Source organism: Escherichia sp. WS1118, assembly GCF_046487695.1.
Lineage (GTDB): Bacteria > Pseudomonadota > Gammaproteobacteria > Enterobacterales > Enterobacteriaceae > Escherichia > Escherichia coli.
This window is the reverse complement of the sequence record NZ_JBJQIZ010000006.1, coordinates 134488-153078: the sequence shown is the minus strand read 5'-3', so window position 1 is coordinate 153078 and position 18591 is coordinate 134488. Positions and strand designations below refer to the sequence as shown.

General features: G+C 48.6%; 21 protein-coding genes. 8 read left to right on the top strand and 13 right to left on the bottom strand.

Annotated features, from left to right (window positions below; translation table 11 throughout):
* Position 1: 1 nt before the first annotated feature.
* Genes rfaY through rfaQ form a run of 6 tightly spaced genes read right to left on the bottom strand, consistent with a single transcriptional unit; the run spans position 2 to position 5717 of the window.
* Positions 2-694 carry a lipopolysaccharide core heptose(II) kinase RfaY gene (gene rfaY, locus ACJHYO_RS12705; RefSeq protein ID WP_000633082.1) on the bottom strand — a complete coding sequence of 231 codons (693 nt, stop codon included), beginning with the start codon at positions 692-694 and terminating at the stop codon, positions 2-4.
* Positions 695-703: 9 nt separating this feature from the next.
* Positions 704-1699 (bottom strand): glycosyltransferase family 8 protein, encoded by a 996-nt coding sequence (locus ACJHYO_RS12700; RefSeq protein WP_410232478.1) that lies wholly within the window; start codon positions 1697-1699, stop codon positions 704-706.
* Between the two features lie 16 nt (positions 1700-1715).
* A complete protein-coding gene (waaO, locus tag ACJHYO_RS12695; RefSeq protein ID WP_001272749.1) occupies positions 1716-2732 on the bottom strand; it encodes a lipopolysaccharide 3-alpha-galactosyltransferase in 1017 nt (338 codons plus the stop codon).
* A 15-nt stretch (positions 2733-2747) separates the two neighbouring features.
* Entirely contained in the window at positions 2748-3545 is a 798-nt protein-coding gene (gene rfaP / locus ACJHYO_RS12690; RefSeq protein ID WP_001357918.1) for a lipopolysaccharide core heptose(I) kinase RfaP, read from the bottom strand.
* A complete protein-coding gene (locus ACJHYO_RS12685; protein WP_000634259.1) occupies positions 3538-4662 on the bottom strand; it encodes a glycosyltransferase family 4 protein in 1125 nt (374 codons plus the stop codon). Before ACJHYO_RS12685 ends, rfaP begins: the two co-directional genes overlap by 8 nt.
* The gene (gene rfaQ / locus ACJHYO_RS12680; RefSeq protein ID WP_000360417.1) at positions 4659-5717 is read right to left on the bottom strand and encodes a lipopolysaccharide core heptosyltransferase RfaQ; all 1059 of its coding nucleotides are present in this window, start codon (positions 5715-5717) and stop codon (positions 4659-4661) included. Before rfaQ ends, ACJHYO_RS12685 begins: the two co-directional genes overlap by 4 nt.
* Positions 5718-6129: 412 nt before the next feature.
* Between rfaQ and waaA the strand changes: the two genes are divergently transcribed.
* Together waaA and coaD are read left to right on the top strand one after the other, a co-directional pair.
* Entirely contained in the window at positions 6130-7407 is a 1278-nt protein-coding gene (waaA, locus tag ACJHYO_RS12675) for a lipid IV(A) 3-deoxy-D-manno-octulosonic acid transferase (RefSeq protein WP_000891574.1), read from the top strand.
* A gap of 7 nt (positions 7408-7414) precedes the next feature.
* Positions 7415-7894, top strand: coding sequence for a pantetheine-phosphate adenylyltransferase (gene coaD, locus ACJHYO_RS12670; protein ID WP_001171873.1), 480 nt, complete (start codon positions 7415-7417; stop codon positions 7892-7894).
* 38 nt (positions 7895-7932) lie between these two features.
* Here the strand turns inward: coaD and mutM are convergent, their stop codons facing one another.
* The 4 genes from mutM to radC all read right to left on the bottom strand — a co-directional run bounded on the left by mutM (position 7933) and on the right by radC (position 10149).
* Positions 7933-8742: a bifunctional DNA-formamidopyrimidine glycosylase/DNA-(apurinic or apyrimidinic site) lyase gene (gene mutM, locus ACJHYO_RS12665; RefSeq protein ID WP_001114533.1), complete on the bottom strand. Its 810-nt coding sequence runs from the start codon at positions 8740-8742 to the stop codon at positions 7933-7935.
* Positions 8743-8839: 97 nt separating this feature from the next.
* A complete protein-coding gene (gene rpmG, locus ACJHYO_RS12660; RefSeq protein ID WP_001051798.1) occupies positions 8840-9007 on the bottom strand; it encodes a 50S ribosomal protein L33 in 168 nt (55 codons plus the stop codon).
* 20 nt (positions 9008-9027) lie between these two features.
* Positions 9028-9264, bottom strand: a complete 237-nt coding sequence (gene rpmB / locus ACJHYO_RS12655) for a 50S ribosomal protein L28 (RefSeq protein WP_000091955.1) — start codon at positions 9262-9264, stop codon at positions 9028-9030.
* A 216-nt stretch (positions 9265-9480) separates the two neighbouring features.
* Positions 9481-10149, bottom strand: a complete 669-nt coding sequence (gene radC / locus ACJHYO_RS12650) for a RadC family protein (RefSeq protein ID WP_001297375.1) — start codon at positions 10147-10149, stop codon at positions 9481-9483.
* A gap of 171 nt (positions 10150-10320) precedes the next feature.
* On the opposite strand from radC, the gene coaBC reads away from it, so the two are divergent.
* From coaBC to slmA, 3 genes are all read left to right on the top strand, one after another.
* Positions 10321-11541: a bifunctional phosphopantothenoylcysteine decarboxylase/phosphopantothenate--cysteine ligase CoaBC gene (coaBC, locus tag ACJHYO_RS12645; RefSeq protein ID WP_000050149.1), complete on the top strand. Its 1221-nt coding sequence runs from the start codon at positions 10321-10323 to the stop codon at positions 11539-11541.
* Complete coding sequence (dut, locus tag ACJHYO_RS12640) at positions 11519-11977, top strand: dUTP diphosphatase (RefSeq protein ID WP_000976070.1); 459 nt, start codon at positions 11519-11521, stop codon at positions 11975-11977. The genes coaBC and dut overlap by 23 nt, the downstream gene beginning before the upstream one ends.
* A 106-nt stretch (positions 11978-12083) precedes the next feature.
* The gene (gene slmA, locus ACJHYO_RS12635) at positions 12084-12680 is read left to right on the top strand and encodes a nucleoid occlusion factor SlmA (protein WP_000818603.1); all 597 of its coding nucleotides are present in this window, start codon (positions 12084-12086) and stop codon (positions 12678-12680) included.
* A gap of 36 nt (positions 12681-12716) precedes the next feature.
* Here slmA and pyrE read toward each other — a convergent pair whose 3' ends face one another.
* Positions 12717-13358, bottom strand: coding sequence for an orotate phosphoribosyltransferase (pyrE, locus tag ACJHYO_RS12630; RefSeq protein ID WP_000806177.1), 642 nt, complete (start codon positions 13356-13358; stop codon positions 12717-12719).
* Positions 13359-13423: 65 nt separating this feature from the next.
* Positions 13424-14140: a ribonuclease PH gene (rph, locus tag ACJHYO_RS12625; RefSeq protein WP_001247093.1), complete on the bottom strand. Its 717-nt coding sequence runs from the start codon at positions 14138-14140 to the stop codon at positions 13424-13426.
* A gap of 126 nt (positions 14141-14266) precedes the next feature.
* On the opposite strand from rph, the gene ACJHYO_RS12620 reads away from it, so the two are divergent.
* On the top strand, positions 14267-15130 hold the full coding sequence (locus tag ACJHYO_RS12620) for a YicC/YloC family endoribonuclease (protein WP_000621332.1): 864 nt from the start codon (positions 14267-14269) through the stop codon (positions 15128-15130).
* Between the two features lie 251 nt (positions 15131-15381).
* The gene (locus ACJHYO_RS12615; protein WP_000924289.1) at positions 15382-15999 is read left to right on the top strand and encodes a trimeric intracellular cation channel family protein; all 618 of its coding nucleotides are present in this window, start codon (positions 15382-15384) and stop codon (positions 15997-15999) included.
* On the opposite strand, the gene ligB is transcribed toward ACJHYO_RS12615, so the two are convergent.
* A complete protein-coding gene (gene ligB / locus ACJHYO_RS12610; protein WP_085455599.1) occupies positions 15996-17678 on the bottom strand; it encodes an NAD-dependent DNA ligase LigB in 1683 nt (560 codons plus the stop codon). The two genes, ACJHYO_RS12615 and ligB, sit on opposite strands and share 4 nt — an antisense overlap.
* Positions 17679-17935: 257 nt before the next feature.
* Between ligB and gmk the strand changes: the two genes are divergently transcribed.
* Positions 17936-18559 carry a guanylate kinase gene (gene gmk / locus ACJHYO_RS12605; RefSeq protein ID WP_001295237.1) on the top strand — a complete coding sequence of 208 codons (624 nt, stop codon included), beginning with the start codon at positions 17936-17938 and terminating at the stop codon, positions 18557-18559.
* Positions 18560-18591 lie beyond the last annotated feature (32 nt).

Here is an 18591-nt window from a genome sequence, read left to right as displayed (position 1 = left end):
TTTACGCTTTGCCTTTTAATTTTTTAATAAATTTGCGTAGTTTGGTTCTGTAGATTACTGAATAGTAGCCATAATCTTTTATTTCGTTGGCAATACCCAGGTGACGTTCCATGGCCAGACGATCACGGGCTTTCCGCTCTGCCGTACAGCTTTTACCGGATAGGTCAATTATCCTGACACCATCTTTACTAACGATAAAGTTACCCCGGTGTGGGTCGCCCGATAGCATATTTAAGGCATGCAATTTTTCCATTGAAGCCTTAATTTCTGCTTTAACATCTTCTGGAATAATCGGCATATCATTGAGCTCTACGCCCTCGACATACTCGATAAGCATGATAAAAACACTGGCATAGTTGAAAATTTTACGCTCAGCCAGAAAATAAAAATCATTAGGAAAAGTAAGACCTGCACTTCTGACACGATCGGTTTCAACGATCAAATTCTGATAGTAGTCACCTTTTACAAAAGATTTTAAAAAACGTTCATTCCTTTTCGTTTTCGGGGCAAAGACTTTAAAAACATAGCGACCATATTTCGTATCAATCAACGATACTTTGGTATCATCAATATTACGTAATACTTTTACTGTTTTAAAATTATAGGCCAGTATTTCATCAAAGATTTCTTTATATTTATTATCGTTATCTTTGTAATAAAATGAGAAGCCGCGATAGCGTATACTTGTAATCATAAGAGTAATTTATTTCTTAAGCTTGTACTTAATTAATGAAGTTATACCTTTAATATACTCACCATGGGCAAACAGATGCTTATATTGTTTCTGCATTTCTGCAACAGTCCGCGCCTCTTTAAGAGGATATTTCTTCCAGGGAGATTGTTCACGCGCGATATTAAAGTATGATGCAGACGGATATCCAGCCCAGCTATGCCATGGTTTAGTTATCCCTGTATAGTGAATCAATACTGTTTTATCGGTAATGGTTTGCTGATACTTTCGATGACTACGATCATGAAGTTCGTTTTTCAGGGTATAAATAGTATCAAAATCCTTCGCGAGGTAGATATTATTCATATTAAATGCGATATTCAACGCATCCTGATCTAAATATTTAAGAGAGCCATATTTAGTTTCCCCTCGTAAAAGCGTGAGTAAATACGGTGTCAAATTTGCTTCATGCCATTTTTTAAGATTGACATAGATAACGCCTGCATTGAAATAACGTCCATTCATTTCGGGAATGTTAAGACGTTTTGCACATGCCGCCTGAGTACTATCATTGTCAGGAATAACCGCAGCAAACTCATCTTTAAATATAATTTTTGTGAGAGGTTTCAGACTTCCTTTACAAACGACATCGGCATCCAGATACAGCAGTGTGGAAATACTTTCACTCAGATATTCAAAGGACAATACCCTGAAGTATGTCGCGTACGACCAAAACTGTGACGTCGGCAGATCAGCAAAGTATTTTGGGTCAATTAAATATACAATAATTGAGGTATTAAATTGTTTTGCTGTTTCATTAAATGACTTTAAATAATCATCATCCACATAATCAGTGAAAACATGAAAGACAAAATTAATATCTGAATTATTAATCAAAACGGAAGAAATTGAAACGCCAGCACCATACAAAAAATTCTTATCGATACCGTAGGAAACATTTAGCTCTGGGACGTTTTCTTTTTTATTATCTGCTAAATACGAAAACCGTTCTTTTATAAATTCACTCATTTAACTTTTCTCAATATCATTTTATTATCTTTAAATAAAAATAATAAATATAATTCATTATCCCGTTAATTGGTTTGTTTTGTTTAAAATTATGCTTAGCGCAATAACGAGCATAATTTGAGTTAACTGGCCGCATTAACGGTTCATTTTTCCAGGGCGATGCTTCTTTGGCTTTGATAAAAGGTTGCGCACTTGGATAACCGGCCCAGTAATGCCAGGGTTTTGTCGGGCCGACATAATGAATTAATACGGTTTCATCATTAATTGGACAAACAAATGATTTTTTTAATTCATAATTTAAACTAAACTGCGTATTGTATTTAGCATCAATGAATTTAACTTTCCCTAACAGGATAAGATTAAGGATATCTTGATCCATATAGGTTAAACGGGAAACGATGGCTTTATCAGCAAGCATCGACATCGCTTTAGCAGAAACGGACTCCTGCGCCCACGCTAGTGTATTAATTAACAGGACACCTGAATTAAAGTAACCCTTTTCAAGTTCATTACACTGCAGACTTTGAGCCCGTAACGACCACCAGTTAGCATCGCGTTCAGTAACAACAGCAGCAACGTTATTGGCAAGATCCATTGTTATCAGCGGTTTTAAGGTTCCCTGACAGGCGATATCAGCATCCAGGTACAGGATCTTATCTTGTTGATCAATAAAGTAATCTGCAATTACAAAACGGAAATACATGGCAATAGACCAATTTTTGGTCGTCGGTAATACCTTAAGCCGTTCACAATTTACCAGATGGATCTGGATACAGGTATGATAGCTTTTCGCCAATTGGGATAAACGCTGGATATCGGCGTCAGGGATATCATCAATAAAAACGTGGAAAACAAAACTCACGTCGTTGTTATGTAACAAAACTGACGTGATTGAAACACCACAACCAAAAAGAAAGTTCTGATCAATGCCATAAGCAACATGGAATGATGATGCCACTGACGCCTCTGGCCTTTCATCGAAGATGATTGTCTTATTGATCATCTCTTGTGGATTAAAATAGTGGGCACTCATATTTCTCTCCGGAAATTACAACGATTTTCGAATCGTTCTTTCCCTGATTTTTGTGGCTTTTGCTTCTGCTTGCGACAGCAGCCCTTGTTCCTGCTTGAGAATGTCTTTAAGCGGGGCGACAAAATACACTTTCATAAACCGCCAGATATCCCGCTGAGTCAGGCCAATATTCATCGAAGAAAAATAAAGTCCAATAAGATCTTTATCGCGCCAACGACGTGGAACGCGCGTGCGAAGCTGCGCCCGGTGCAGGTCAATTACTGAAATTTTTAACTCCTCTTCCTTACCGGAAAAAGGCAAGTGCAGCAGGAAATGACAGATATAACAGTCACGGTGGTTAATGCCCGCAGCATGCATATCGCGCACCATCGTCGCGACACGCTTAATAAGCATACGCTTTACGCGAACATCTGGTGGGTTGGTCGCCCAGTCAGCACAGTAATCTTCCAGACTGATGGTTGGTGTCAGATCTTCGGTAATAATAAACGAGGTTCTGGTCAGCGGATTAATGCCTTTTTCGCCGAATGCCACCCCATACATAGTATCAACGCCGACATCCCGCAGTCGATGAATCGCATTCCATTCGCGGTCTGCGCCTAATACTGGCATCCGCAATGAGAGTAAATTTTTGATTATCTCTTTCAGGGTCGTGCCGCGATGCCATTTGAGAAAATAGCTTTTGCCCGCCATTTCAAAGCGCAGAGTGCGGCGAGTTTCCAGTTCACGAAATACCTCACCCTGCAAGGTTTTAACTTCCTCAAAAGGATCTTTACCGCGCCATAACGTGGCAAACGGCTCTTTAAGTTCAACCATCCAGACCACCCGTTATGATGTCCGCCGCTTTCTCTGGCAGACTGTATAAATCTTGTGTATCAGCATAATGTCGCGCATTTTCCGCCCAGGCCTGGCGCAATGAAGATTGCGTTAACGCTTTGCGTAAAATCTCATTCAATGTTTCCTGGCGGAATGGCTCAGCAATAGCCTCGCCGCAATTGGCGTCGACAATATAATGCGCATAGCCACAAACGGCTGTTGTTAGTACCGGTAATCCTGCAGTTATCGCTTCCAGCAGTACAATTCCCGCGGCTTCCTGGTAGGCAGGATGAAGTAATAAATCCGCCGCCGCCATTAATTCCGAGACATCGTTGCGCCCCGAGAAGAAGTGAACATTACTGCGCACGCCGCGTTTTTCTGCCAGCGCCTCAAATTTTCGCGGTTTATCCTGCCCAACAACATATAGTAATGTGTTGTGGCGCAGCGAATCCGGTAACGAAGCAAGTGCTTCAATGGAACGATCGACACCTTTACGCGTGAAGTCTGAACCAACCTGCAACAATAAATATTGTTGTTCGGTTATTCCATTCTTCTTACGGAAGATTTCACGGCTATTGGCTGGCTGCTGGCTATATTTACGATCAGGATAAATCCCCGGAGGCAGAATATGAAAACGCTCCGCTTCAGTCTGATAATGTTTCTGGAAATCGGCGATTTGCTTATCTGTCAGCATCAGCAGCTGTGTCGGCTTGCCCTGTTCGAAGGTTGCCCGCTCAAAGGCGGCATAATGGCGATAACGTGACGTCAGGCGATAGAAAAAGCCTTTCTCCTGCGCTACTTTCTCGGCATAACAAACATCAGCGGCATAATAAACGTCCAGCCCCGGCATTTTATTAAATCCAACGACTCTATCGACGGGGTGTTCACGTAAATGTTTTTGCACCCAGGCAAAATATTCCGCATTGCGCCCGTGATTGGTATGCGATTTAACCGGCACTTTGATCAGTTCAAATACATCAGGGCATTCGCCTTCCCACGACTGGGTATAAACCCGAACATGATGACCTCGGGCGGCAACTGTCTGAGCAATACGCATAAAATCGCGCTGCAAACCGCCAAAGGGAAAATATTTATATAAACAAAAAGCAACGATCATAACGACGTACCTGTCGTGGAGGAGGGAAGTAATTTATCGACAGCTGCAATGACATCTGCCGCCGGAATAACCGAAAGATACATCTCATTTCGGTCACGCTGATCGCGCGTTGGCATTTCCCGGTAATCTCCCGCCCAGAATTGAATCATGTTATTTGACCAGGGACGCCAGAAAATATGGTCTGTCGCACCAAACAGCGATATCAGCGGCGTATTAACTGCAGCGGCAATATGCGCCGGTGCGGAATCAACGCCAATAAACAGCTGCGCATGATCGATTAACGCACCAAGTTCCGGGAAGGTCACCTTTCCGGCCAGCGCCGTTACTGGTGGCGTCTGGCATCCCTGCGCAATTTCATTGACGCAGGCCAGATCGTCTTTATCTGGGCCGGACGTCAGAACGACTTCATAACCACGAGCATGTAAGGCATCAATCACAGCGGAAAACTTGGCGTTGTCCCAGCATTTGAAGATTTGCCGCGCCGTAGGTTGGATAACCACATAATTTTGTCCAACACCAGCGTGATCAAGTTCGCGACGCATACGTTTCCAGCTTGCAGGCGGGTAACTCATGGTTGTCTGCTTCACCAACGATTCAAGTCCCAATGGCGTCAGCACGGATAAGTTACTTTCCACCACATTTCCACCCTGCAACGGCACCAAATGAGTGAAACTATTACGCCAAAAAGCAGACTGCCGATGATGATAATCCTGGGAAATTTTCACACGGGCATTTAATAAGCGAACCAGTATAGCAACCATCCATTGATCGGTAAGATTAACGATAAGGTCATACTTATTGGCACGTAATACCTTGATGAGATGAAAAAAGTTGGTAATTTTTTCTGAAGCTTTTGCTTTTTTATTTTTTATGCCGTAGAGCGCGTTAATCTCTGGATTTTCAGACAGGATCGGGATGGTGTCCTGATAAAGCAGCACATCGATTTTTGCGTCAGGGTAATTTTTTTTCAGCGAACTAATGACGGGAGTAGTTAATAACATATCCCCATGAAAACGCATCTTAATGAGCAAAATTCTTCGAAATGGCTTATCCACAAGTAACTCTTTTTGTTGAGATTATCCGATTAAGGTGAAGCAGAAAAAGCACGCTACCGCCCCAGGCTCAACAGCTACCTGAATACTGATACCGCACTGATATTGACGCGCTAGTGTATCACTTCTTTCGCGGCAATCCGACCCGAATGATTTTTAAGCACATTGTTGATTTTCAATAAAGAAATCAATCAAATAAAATCATTAGCAACCATATTCTTTTACTGTTGCTCTGCGATTCCTTCCTGCACGTACTGCAGAAATCAATGAATCGCATAAAAATACAAAAAAAGTATAGATGTTCAGCAAGAATTGGCGGGTAAATTGCTATTTAAGTCAAAAACGGGAAAAGTAATGGTAAAGCCACAGCTAAATACATAGAATCCCCAGCACATCCATAAGTCAGCTATTTACTATGCTCGAATTGCTTTACACCGCCCTTCTCTACCTTATTCAGCCGCTGATCTGGATACGGCTCTGGGTGCGCGGACGTAAGGCTCCGGCCTATCGAAAACGCTGGGGTGAACGTTACGGTTTTTACCGCCATCCGCTAAAACCAGGCGGCATTATGCTGCACTCCGTCTCCGTCGGTGAAACTCTGGCGGCGATCCCGTTGGTGCGCGCGCTGCGTCATCGTTATCCTGATTTACCGATTACCGTTACAACCATGACGCCAACAGGTTCGGAGCGCGTACAATCGGCTTTCGGGAAGGATGTTCAGCACGTTTATCTGCCGTACGACCTGCCCGATGCGCTTAATCGTTTCCTGAATAAAGTCGACCCTAAACTGGTGTTGATTATGGAAACCGAACTATGGCCTAACCTGATTGCGGCGCTACATAAACGTAAAATTCCGCTGGTGATCGCTAACGCGCGACTCTCTGCCCGCTCGGCCGCAGGTTATGCCAAACTGGGTAAATTCGTCCGTCGCTTGCTGCGTCGTATTACGCTGATTGCTGCGCAAAATGAAGAAGATGGTGCACGTTTTGTATCACTGGGCGCAAAAAATAATCAGGTGACCGTTACCGGTAGCCTGAAATTCGATATTTCTGTAACGCCGCAACTGGCTGCTAAAGCAGTGACGCTGCGCCGCCAGTGGGCACCACACCGCCCGGTATGGATTGCCACCAGCACTCACGAAGGCGAAGAGAGTGTGGTGATCGCCGCACATCAGGCATTGTTACAGCAATTCCCGAATTTATTGCTCATCCTGGTACCCCGTCATCCGGAACGCTTCCCGGATGCGATTAACCTTGTCCGCCAGGCTGGACTAAGCTATATCACACGCTCTTCAGGGGAAGTCCCCTCCACCAGCACGCAGGTTGTGGTTGGCGATACGATGGGCGAGTTGATGTTACTGTATGGCATTGCCGATCTCGCCTTTGTTGGCGGTTCACTGGTTGAACGTGGTGGGCATAATCCGCTGGAAGCTGCCGCACACGCTATTCCGGTATTGATGGGGCCGCATACTTTTAACTTTAAAGACATTTGCGCGCGGCTGGAGCAGGCAAGCGGGCTGATTACCGTTACCGATGCCACTACGCTTGCAAAAGAGGTTTCCTCTTTACTCACCGACGCCGATTACCGTAGTTTCTATGGCCGTCATGCCGTTGAAGTGCTGTATCAAAACCAGGGCGCACTACAGCGTCTGCTTCAACTGCTGGAACCTTACCTGCCACCGAAAACGCATTGAGGTTGTTATGCAAAAACGGGCGATTTATCCGGGTACTTTCGATCCTATTACCAATGGTCATATCGATATCGTGACGCGCGCCACGCAAATGTTCGATCACGTTATTCTGGCGATTGCCGCTAGTCCCAGTAAAAAACCGATGTTTACCCTGGAAGAGCGTGTGGAGCTGGCACAGCAGGCAACCGCGCATCTGGGGAACGTGGAAGTGGTCGGGTTTAGTGATTTGATGGCGAACTTCGCCCGTAATCAACACGCTACGGTGCTGATTCGTGGCCTGCGTGCGGTGGCGGATTTTGAATATGAAATGCAGCTGGCGCATATGAATCGCCACTTAATGCCGGAACTGGAAAGTGTGTTTCTTATGCCGTCGAAAGAGTGGTCGTTTATCTCTTCATCGTTGGTGAAAGAGGTGGCGCGCCATCAGGGCGATGTCACCCATTTCCTGCCGGAGAATGTCCATCAGGCGCTGATGGCGAAGTTAGCGTAGCGTTTATGCCGGATGGTATGCCATCCGGCTCGCATCAATTACTTCTGGCACTGCCGACAATAAAACGTTGCCCGCTGCGCATGTTTAGTCGCCACAATCGGCGTACCGCACACCCGACACGGCTCGCCTTTTCGCCCGTAAACCTGCAATTCCTGCGCGAAATAGCCCGGTTTACCATCACTTTGCAGAAAATCTTTCAGAGTTGTACCACCCTGCTCAATCGAACGCAGCAACACCGCTTTAATCACCCGAGCTAACAATTCACACTCTGCCAGCGACAGTGATGACGCCAGCCGATCCGGATGGATCCCCGCAGCAAACAGAGATTCGCTGGCATAGATATTCCCTACGCCTACCACCAGCTTGTTATCCATCAGCCATGGTTTAATCGCCGTTTTTTTCTTCGCGCACTTCTGATGCAGGTACTCACCGTTGAAATCGTCGCTAAGCGGCTCCGGTCCAAGATGGGCCAGCACGTTGTGCCCTTCCAGCTCTTTGGTCCACAACCAGGCACCAAAGCGGCGCGGATCGGTGTAGCGCAGCACTTTACCGTTGCTCATCACCAAATCAACATGGTCATGCTTTTCAGGGGGAAGTTCTTCTGGAAGGATGCGCAGGCTGCCAGACATCCCCAAATGAATGATAATCCAGCCCTCAGGCAGCTCCAGCAGCAGATATTTAGCCCGCCGCTGCACGCTAAGCACTGGTTGGTCGCTTAAACGGTAGATCTCTTCTGAAACCGGCCAGCGCAAGCGTCCGTTGCGCACCACCGCATGAAGAATGGTTGCACCAACGAGATGCGGTTCTATGCCGCGACGGCTGGTTTCAACTTCGGGTAATTCAGGCATAGCATCTCCAGGAATGAACAGATGCAGTCAATATGGGGGCAAGCAGATAACAAAAAACCCCGCCGGGGCGAGGTTTTTTGTTACATCAAAGCGAGAATTATTTGATTTTCGCTTCTTTGTAGATCACGTGCTGGCGAACAACTGGATCGAATTTTTTCAGTTCCAGTTTTTCCGGCTTAGTACGTTTGTTCTTCGTAGTGGTATAGAAGTGACCAGTACCAGCAGAAGAAACCAGCTTGATTTTCTCACGAATACCTTTAGCCATGATTTATTTCCTCTAAGTACTTAGTACTTTTCGCCACGGGCACGCAGTTCAGCCAGAACTGTATCGATGCCTTTTTTATCGATTACACGCATACCTTTAGCAGATACGCGCAGGGTGACAAAACGCTTCTCGCTCTCAACCCAGAAACGGTGAGAGTGCAGGTTCGGCAGGAAACGGCGTTTAGTCGCGTTCAGTGCGTGGGAACGGTTGTTACCGGTCACCGGACGCTTGCCAGTAACTTGGCAGACTCGGGACATGTCTATTCTCCAAAAATCAAATTAGCTCGAGCTTCGTATGGGGTATTGGCGCCTCGTCAGGCTTTACAGCCCGGTCATCGCAGTTCTATGTGAACTCTCGATTGCCAGGCCCAAATGCCAAACCCGAGATTCTCAAAGGTGGCGTAGTATACGCTGACTCAGCGATGTGCTCAAGTCCCGAACAGACAAAGATCCCGAAGGATCGCGCATAGCGGGTTAAATCCAGCCGCGTTCGGCAAAAGAAACATACTCTCCACGCCCAATCACGATATGGTCGAGCACGCGTAAATCCATGAACTGACAACTCTTTATTATCCGTTCAGTAATGAGTTTATCCGCTTTACTGGGTTCAGCACAACCCGAAGGGTGATTATGCGCAAGGATCAGCGCCGAGGCGTTTATTTTTATCGCTTCGCGGATAATTTCCCGAGGATGGACTTCAACATGGTTTAGCGTGCCGGAAAAAAGACGGCTATGCGTTATAACCCTGTGTTGGGAGTCGAGAAAGATCACCATAAAGATCTCCCGCTCCTCGCCCGTGAGCTGGCTTTGTAAAAATTCCCTCGTCATCTCCGGGCTGAGTAAAGGGCTTTCTTCACGCATCCGTACGTTGTAGTAACGCCGCGCCAGTTCGGCAATCCCCTTTAACTGGGCGAATTTCGCCACGCCAATTCCATGAACGCCACTAAATTGCTCATATTCAGAGGTTAACAAGCCATAAAGAGAGCCGAAATTCTCCAGCATCTCTTTTGCCAGGGTTAATACATCTTTACCGCGCGTTCCGGTACGCAGAAATAGCGCCAGCAGCTCGACATCCGTTAAGGCGCTAATACCAAACTTCAGCATTTTTTCGCGCGGCATCAACAGCTGTGCATTGTTTTTCACCTTCACCTCCTTTGTGGTGCTCGCATCCTGTCATAGCCGTTCCTTTAAATCGACGGCCAGTTTTCAATCCTGGAAAGCGCCTCGCAAAGTGAATCTCAGGTGAAGGCACGACAACAAAAGTATTGTGATAAAATCGCCAACTTCTGGTGTCACCCAACAGGAAAAATCATCATGAGCCTGGCCGGTAAAAAAATCGTTCTCGGCGTTAGCGGCGGTATTGCTGCCTATAAAACCCCTGAACTGGTGCGTCGTTTGCGCGATCGCGGGGCCGATGTCCGCGTAGCCATGACCGAAGCGGCAAAAGCCTTTATCACCCCACTTAGCTTGCAGGCGGTTTCTGGTTATCCCGTTTCCGACAGTCTGCTGGACCCGGCAGCCGAAGCCGCTATGGGCCATATTGAGCTGGGTAAATGGGCTGATTTAGTGATTCTCGCCCCTGCCACGGCAGATTTAATTGCCCGTGTTGCTGCCGGAATGGCGAATGACCTGGTATCGACGATTTGTCTGGCTACACCTGCGCCTGTAGCCGTGCTCCCCGCCATGAACCAGCAGATGTACCGTGCCGCTGCCACGCAGCATAATTTAGAGGTGCTTGCCTCACGTGGTTTGCTCATCTGGGGGCCAGACAGCGGCAGTCAGGCTTGTGGTGATATCGGCCCAGGACGAATGCTCGATCCGTTAACTATTGTGGATATGGCGGTAGCGCATTTTTCGCCCGTCAACGACCTGAAACATCTGAACATTATGATTACCGCCGGTCCGACGCGTGAACCGCTCGATCCCGTGCGTTATATCTCTAATCACAGCTCCGGCAAGATGGGTTTTGCTATCGCCGCCGCCGCAGCCCGTCGTGGCGCGAACGTCACGCTGGTATCAGGTCCGGTTTCACTACCGACGCCACCGTTTGTTAACCGTGTTGATGTGATGACCGCGCTGGAAATGGAAGCCGCCGTGAATGCTTCTGTACAGCAGCAAAATATTTTTATCGGTTGCGCCGCCGTGGCGGATTATCGCGCAGCTACCGTGGCCCCAGAAAAAATCAAAAAGCAGGCCACGCAGGGTGATGAATTAACAATAAAAATGGTTAAAAACCCCGATATCGTCGCAGGCGTTGCCGCACTAAAAGACCATCGACCCTACGTCGTTGGATTTGCCGCCGAAACAAATAATGTGGAAGAATACGCCCGGCAAAAACGTATCCGTAAAAACCTTGATCTGATCTGCGCGAACGATGTTTCCCAGCCAACTCAAGGATTTAACAGCGACAACAACGCATTACACCTTTTCTGGCAGGACGGAGATAAAGTCTTACCGCTTGAGCGCAAAGAGCTCCTTGGCCAATTATTACTCGACGAGATCGTGACCCGTTATGATGAAAAAAATCGACGTTAAGATTCTGGACCCGCGCGTTGGGAAGGAATTTCCGCTCCCGACTTATGCCACCTCTGGCTCTGCCGGACTTGACCTGCGTGCCTGTCTCGACGACGCCGTAGAACTGGCTCCGGGTGACACTACGCTGGTTCCGACCGGGCTGGCGATTCATATTGCCGATCCTTCACTGGCGGCAATGATGCTGCCGCGCTCCGGATTGGGACATAAGCACGGTATCGTGCTTGGTAACCTGGTAGGATTGATCGATTCTGACTATCAGGGCCAGTTGATGATTTCCGTGTGGAACCGTGGTCAGGACAGCTTCACCATTCAACCTGGCGAACGCATCGCCCAGATGATTTTTGTTCCGGTAGTACAGGCTGAATTTAATCTGGTGGAAGATTTCGACGCCACCGACCGCGGTGAAGGCGGCTTTGGTCACTCTGGTCGTCAGTAACACATACGCATCCGAATAACGTCATAACATAGCCGCAAACATTTCGTTTGCGGTCATAGCGTGGGTGCCGCCTGGCAAGTGCTTATTTTCAGGGGTATTTTGTAACATGGCAGAAAAACAAACTGCGAAAAGGAACCGTCGCGAGGAAATACTTCAGTCTCTGGCGCTGATGCTGGAATCCAGCGATGGAAGCCAACGTATCACGACGGCAAAACTGGCCGCCTCTGTCGGCGTTTCCGAAGCGGCACTGTATCGCCACTTCCCCAGTAAGACCCGCATGTTCGATAGCCTGATTGAGTTTATCGAAGATAGCCTGATTACTCGTATCAACCTGATTCTGAAAGATGAGAAAGACACCACAGCGCGCCTGCGTCTGATCGTGTTGTTGCTCCTCGGTTTTGGTGAGCGTAATCCTGGCCTGACTCGCATCCTCACTGGTCATGCGCTAATGTTCGAACAGGATCGTCTGCAAGGGCGCATCAACCAGCTGTTCGAGCGTATTGAAGCGCAGTTGCGTCAGGTATTGCGTGAAAAGAGAATGCGTGAGGGTGAAGGTTACACCACCGATGAAACCCTGCTGGCAAGCCAGTTGCTGGCATTTTGTGAAGGTATGCTGTCACGATTTGTCCGCAGCGAGTTTAAATACCGCCCGACGGATGATTTTGACGCCCGCTGGCCGCTAATTGCCGCACAGTTGCAGTAATATGACGCCGGATGACTTTTCATCCGGCGAGTTTCGTTAAACGCCAAACTCTTCGCGATAGGCCTTAACCGCCGCCAGATGTTCCGCCATTTCTGGCTTCTCTTCCAGGTAAGCAATCAGGTCTTTCAGGGTGATGATAGAGATCACCTTGCAGTTGTAATCACGCTCAACTTCCTGAATCGCCGAAATTTCGCCGCGCCCGCGTTCCTGACGATCAAGCGAAATCAACACGCCTGCAAGCGTCGCGCCATTGGCCTGAATAATTTCCATCGACTCGCGAATCGCCGTTCCGGCGGTGATCACATCATCTACCAGCATTACGCGTCCTTGTAACGCGCTACCAACCAGATTACCGCCTTCACCGTGGTCTTTTGCCTCTTTGCGGTTAAAGCAGTACGGCAGGTCAAGGTCATGATGCTCCGCCAGCGCCACGGCGGTAGTGGTGGCAATCGGGATCCCTTTGTAAGCAGGGCCAAACAGCAGATCGAACTCAATGCCGGAATCCACCAATGCTTCAGCGTAAAAACGGCCTAACAGTGCCAGATCGCGCCCGGTATTAAACAGCCCGGCGTTGAAGAAATAGGGGCTTTTGCGCCCGGATTTCAGCGTGAACTCGCCAAACTTTAACACCTGCTTGCTAAGCGCAAATTCAATAAACTGGCGCTGATATGGTTTCATGCCTTCGCTCCTCATCTTACTTTTCTACAGACAAAAAAAAGGCGACTCATCAGTCGCCTTAAAAATCAGTTTGCCAGCGCCGCCTTCTGCGTCGCTACAATGGATTCGATTCCCCCTCGGGCCAGCGCCAACAAGGTGAGTAACTCTTCGTGGGTGAACGGTTCGCCTTCTGCCGTCCCCTGCACTTCAATGATACGCCCGTCTTCGGTCATCACTACGTTCATGTCGGTCTCTGCGGCAGAGTCTTCAACATATTCCAGATCGCAAACCGCTTCGCCGTTCACAATCCCGACAGAGACCGCGGCTACCATCCCTTTCATTGGATTAGTTTTCAGCTTGCCGTTTTCCACCAGCTTCTGTAGCGCATCTGCCAGCGCCACGCAGGCACCCGTAATCGAAGCGGTACGCGTGCCACCATCAGCCTGAAGCACGTCGCAGTCCAGCGTAATGGTGAACTCACCCAGTGCTTTCAAATCTACTGCCGCGCGAAGAGCACGGGCGATCAGACGCTGGATTTCCATTGTGCGTCCACCCTGCTTACCTTTCGCCGCTTCACGCGCGTTACGGGTATGGGTAGAACGCGGCAGCATACCGTACTCTGCGGTGATCCAGCCCTGGCCCTGACCTTTCAGGAAGCGCGGCACGCCTTCTTCAATAGAGGCGGTACACAATACTTTGGTATCGCCAAATTCGACCAGCACCGAGCCTTCTGCATGTTTTGTATAGTTACGAGTCAGGGTAACGGGACGCACCTGATTATTGCTACGGCCTGCTGGACGCATATTGAAATCTCCGGCTTGAAACAAATGTGGCTGCGCATTATACGGACTTCCGGCGGTTATTCCTATCCTGACAAGGCATCGATGGCTATAATCCTTCCACCTCTCCTTTTATAAACAGGAACGTCTATGATCCGCAGTATGACCGCCTACGCCCGGCGTGAAATCAAGGGTGAATGGGGGAGCGCAACCTGGGAAATGCGCTCGGTAAACCAGCGTTATCTGGAAACTTACTTTCGTCTGCCGGAGCAGTTCCGTAGCCTTGAACCTGTCGTTCGCGAGCGTATTCGTTCTCGCCTGACGCGCGGTAAAGTGGAATGTACCCTGCGCTATGAGCCAGATGTTAGCGCGCAAGGTGAGCTGATCCTCAACGAAAAACTGGCTAAACAGCTGGTAACTGCCGCGAACTGGGTAAAAATGCAGAGCGACGAAGGAGAAATCAACCCGGTTGATATTCTACGCTGGCCGGGCGTGATGGCAGCCCAGGAGCAAGATCTCGACGCGATTGCAGCTGAAATTCTCGCGGCGTTGGATGGCACCCTGGATGACTTTATCATCGCGCGCGAAACCGAAGGTCAGGCGCTGAAAGTGTTGATTGAGCAGCGTCTGGAAGGCGTCACCGCCGAAGTGGTCAAAGTCCGCGCCCATATGCCGGAAATCCTGCAATGGCAGCGTGAGCGTCTGGTAGCGAAGCTGGAAGATGCTCAGGTGCAACTGGAAAACAACCGTCTGGAGCAGGAGTTGGTTCTGCTGGCACAACGAATTGACGTTGCCGAAGAACTGGACCGCCTCGAAGCGCATGTCAAAGAGACCTACAACATTCTGAAGAAAAAAGAAGCCGTTGGTCGTCGTCTGGACTTTATGATGCAGGAGTTCAACCGCGAGTCGAACACTCTTGCGTCGAAATCTATCAACGCCGAAGTGACAAACTCCGCCATCGAGCTGAAAGTGTTGATTGAGCAGATGCGCGAGCAGATTCAGAATATCGAGTAAGCGACATATCTCCGTAGGCCGTTGTTAATTACAGCGGCGCTACGCATATAGTTTCGTCCTCATATTTATTTACTCCATACTTTTTCTAATGCATTTTACTTATCACAAAATCAGAAAAATGCATTCTTACTACAGAAAATAGCGATTTCACATAACTACAAGTTATCAATTTCCTCTCACCTTAAAAAATCTCAATCGTGACAATACGCACAAATCGCTACCCTGCCAGACAGATTTTTAGGGAGAGAACCATGCTGTTACACATTTTGTATTTGGTTGGCATTACTGCCGAAGCCATGACGGGGGCGCTGGCGGCCGGACGACGGCGCATGGATACATTTGGCGTAATTATTATTGCGACCGCCACCGCAATTGGCGGAGGGTCAGTGCGCGATATTCTGCTGGGCCACTATCCGCTCGGCTGGGTCAAACACCCGGAATATGTGATTATCGTCGCTACCGCCGCAGTACTCACCACTATCGTTGCTCCTGTAATGCCTTACCTGCGCAAAGTGTTTCTGGTGCTCGATGCGCTCGGACTGGTGGTCTTTTCTATCATCGGCGCACAGGTTGCACTGGATATGGGGCACGGCCCGATTATTGCCGTTGTAGCGGCGGTAACCACCGGCGTGTTTGGCGGCGTTTTGCGCGATATGTTCTGTAAACGCATTCCACTGGTATTCCAGAAAGAGTTGTATGCCGGTGTCTCATTTGCCTCCGCCGTGCTGTACATCGCGCTGCAACACTATGTTTCTAACCATGATGTGGTGATTATCTCCACCCTGGTATTCGGCTTTTTTGCCCGTTTACTGGCGCTACGTCTTAAGCTGGGATTACCGGTCTTTTACTACAGCCACGAAGGTCACTAAGGTTCAAAACCTGTGATCTGCTGGGCAGACAGCCAACTGCCCAGCTTCTTGATTTGCGCATTTTCCTTCCATTCAATAACCTGTCTGGCGCGCCCCGATCCAGTCCCCGGCAGCTGCTGCCAGAACTGTTCCGTGCTAAATAAAAGTTGCGACCAGGACCGTTCATCACTGGCATTAAGCGCCGCCCGGGTTAGCGGTATTCCCATTGCCATCACCCAGCGAGTAAAAGGCTGCTGACGAGCCAGATTAAACTGATGCCATAACTGCGCACTTTTACTTTTCGCGATCCCCGGCGTGTTCTGTAATTGCTCTGGCGTTAATAAAAGCCAGGAAAAGATATGCTCAAAGCGATGAGTCTGATGCAGGGCGCGCCAGCCGGCCTCACCAATGCCATCAAGCCCCAGAACCTGTTTTGACCCCAGCCAGACTAAGCGTGAAATGAACTGTTCCTGACAAACATCAGAAGCAAAGTAGCAGGTCAACGAGTTAAAGCGGTTTTCTGGTGGTGTCGGTTTTGTACGTTCTGCTCCGCGCCAGACTACATCATCAATGCGAGGAATCCCCTGACCGGCAAGGCTGACGAGGATCTGATCACCAGGCGCAATATCCCACTCCTGCCAGCGCCTGACGGAACCAATATTCACCCGCTGGACTTTTTTATCATCCAGCATGACAGGTACAAGTGACGCAACCACCGATATTTTACCGCTCTTACCCACCGCAAACTGAATCGCCTTCACTTCGGCAACCTGAGCTACAGGTTGATATTTCCAGGCCACCAGCCACTCCGCCTGGCCCGGTAGCCAATGACGGGATTCGGGTTCTTTCGCCGCTCGCACAACCACGCCATCGGTGACGAAGGGTAATTTTGCTTTCCACCACTCATTGCGTACGTGCGCAACCTCATCAGTATTTTTAACCGCACGGGTATACGTCTGCGTTAGAGTAAAACCTGCGGTAGCCAGATCCTTTAAACGATCGGTCATTAACTGCGGTCCATCCGGCCATGCCCAGACAAAAACAGCCAGTGAGTTTAGCGTATCGCTATTCCCCTGGCGCATCATCAGGCCAGCAACTTTTGCGCGGGCATTTATTCCCCCCATTTGTTGTTGGATATGCCCCTTACGCTTGAGAAATATTTCCCCCTGAAGCGTACTGTTGGCTAAAGGCCCGCTAACGGTTTGCGGCACAGCGGAAATTAAGCGAACTTTCTGCGTCCAGTCCTCGCCTTTCAGGCCATTACCGCGACTGATTGCTTTGTTCAGTTTCCCGTCCCGATAAACCAGGGTTACCGCAACGCCATCAACTTTTGGCTGCACCCAAAGATCGCTACGTTCTCGCATCCACAGACTTAATGCGTTTTTATCCACCATTTTGCGTACACCCGTATGGGCAACCGGATGCATAACCGCACCGTTTAAAGGCGGCATCATCACGTCGTGGGTCTCGTTCCCAAAACAGCGTTGCCACTGTGTAAGACGGGCGCTTAACTGATCGTAAACCCCGTCTTCCACCTCACTTTTCCCTTCTTTCCAGTAGTCATCGTCCCACTGTTTTATTTGCTGTTGCAGGCGGGAAATTTCTTCCTGTGCTCGGGCTGGCGACCAGGCCGGACAGACAGCCCACGACGATGATTGCCAGCACAAGATACTTATTAATATCGCCATCCATACTTTCATCATCACCTCCGCTGTAGATAGTCAGGCAGATATACAACGTGATGAAAGCAAAGCCGAGTGGCAAAAACGGAGTCTGCGAGAACGCTTCCTGAGAACCGTCTTTATTGCAGTGAATGACAGGTAAATGCGGAAGCAGCTACGCAAAATGCAACAACTTTGCGCAAAAAGTGTGAGCGAGGGCTACGTCACATGGCCGCGCCGTGTATAATAAGCTCGTATGTAGGCTTTATTTCGCTAATCACATACGAAAGATACTCATGGCTCAAGGCACGCTTTATATTGTTTCTGCCCCCAGTGGCGCGGGTAAATCCAGCCTGATTCAGGCTTTATTAAAAACCCAACCGTTGTATGACACCCAGGTTTCTGTTTCACACACCACACGCCAACCGCGTCCTGGTGAAGTCCACGGTGAACATTATTTCTTTGTTAATCATGATGAATTTAAAGAAATGATTAGTAGAGATGCGTTCCTCGAACACGCAGAAGTTTTTGGTAATTACTATGGCACTTCGCGTGAGGCCATTGAGCAAGTACTGGCGACCGGTGTCGATGTTTTTCTCGATATCGACTGGCAGGGTGCGCAGCAAATTCGCCAGAAGATGCCGCACGCGCGGAGTATCTTTATTTTACCGCCGTCTAAAATCGAACTGGACCGCCGTCTACGCGGTCGCGGTCAGGACAGCGAAGAGGTCATTGCAAAGCGTATGGCGCAAGCTGTTGCAGAAATGAGCCATTACGCCGAATATGATTACCTGATTGTGAATGATGACTTCGATACCGCGTTGACCGATTTGAAGACCATTATTCGCGCCGAACGTCTGCGCATGAGCCGCCAAAAGCAGCGTCATGACGCTTTAATCAGCAAATTGTTGGCAGACTGAACCTGATTTCAGTATCATGCCCAGTCATTTCT

Excerpts from the sequence above, each read along its gene's own strand:
- coaBC (WP_000050149.1), top strand. The coding sequence starts at position 10,321 with ATGAGCCTGGCCGGTAAAAAAATCGTTCTCGGCGTTAGCGGCGGTATT.
- rfaY (WP_000633082.1), bottom strand. The coding sequence starts at position 694 with ATGATTACAAGTATACGCTATCGCGGCTTCTCATTTTATTACAAAGAT.
- rpmB (WP_000091955.1), bottom strand. The coding sequence starts at position 9,264 with ATGTCCCGAGTCTGCCAAGTTACTGGCAAGCGTCCGGTGACCGGTAAC.
- rfaP (WP_001357918.1), bottom strand. The coding sequence starts at position 3,545 with ATGGTTGAACTTAAAGAGCCGTTTGCCACGTTATGGCGCGGTAAAGAT.
- gmk (WP_001295237.1), top strand. The coding sequence starts at position 17,936 with ATGGCTCAAGGCACGCTTTATATTGTTTCTGCCCCCAGTGGCGCGGGT.
- pyrE (WP_000806177.1), bottom strand. The coding sequence starts at position 13,358 with ATGAAACCATATCAGCGCCAGTTTATTGAATTTGCGCTTAGCAAGCAG.
- waaA (WP_000891574.1), top strand. The coding sequence starts at position 6,130 with ATGCTCGAATTGCTTTACACCGCCCTTCTCTACCTTATTCAGCCGCTG.
- ACJHYO_RS12700 (WP_410232478.1), bottom strand. The coding sequence starts at position 1,699 with ATGAGTGAATTTATAAAAGAACGGTTTTCGTATTTAGCAGATAATAAA.
- slmA (WP_000818603.1), top strand. The coding sequence starts at position 12,084 with ATGGCAGAAAAACAAACTGCGAAAAGGAACCGTCGCGAGGAAATACTT.
- dut (WP_000976070.1), top strand. The coding sequence starts at position 11,519 with ATGATGAAAAAAATCGACGTTAAGATTCTGGACCCGCGCGTTGGGAAG.
- rpmG (WP_001051798.1), bottom strand. The coding sequence starts at position 9,007 with ATGGCTAAAGGTATTCGTGAGAAAATCAAGCTGGTTTCTTCTGCTGGT.
- ACJHYO_RS12685 (WP_000634259.1), bottom strand. The coding sequence starts at position 4,662 with ATGATCGTTGCTTTTTGTTTATATAAATATTTTCCCTTTGGCGGTTTG.
- ACJHYO_RS12615 (WP_000924289.1), top strand. The coding sequence starts at position 15,382 with ATGCTGTTACACATTTTGTATTTGGTTGGCATTACTGCCGAAGCCATG.
- ACJHYO_RS12620 (WP_000621332.1), top strand. The coding sequence starts at position 14,267 with ATGATCCGCAGTATGACCGCCTACGCCCGGCGTGAAATCAAGGGTGAA.
- coaD (WP_001171873.1), top strand. The coding sequence starts at position 7,415 with ATGCAAAAACGGGCGATTTATCCGGGTACTTTCGATCCTATTACCAAT.
- ligB (WP_085455599.1), bottom strand. The coding sequence starts at position 17,678 with ATGAAAGTATGGATGGCGATATTAATAAGTATCTTGTGCTGGCAATCA.
- waaO (WP_001272749.1), bottom strand. The coding sequence starts at position 2,732 with ATGAGTGCCCACTATTTTAATCCACAAGAGATGATCAATAAGACAATC.
- rph (WP_001247093.1), bottom strand. The coding sequence starts at position 14,140 with ATGCGTCCAGCAGGCCGTAGCAATAATCAGGTGCGTCCCGTTACCCTG.
- mutM (WP_001114533.1), bottom strand. The coding sequence starts at position 8,742 with ATGCCTGAATTACCCGAAGTTGAAACCAGCCGTCGCGGCATAGAACCG.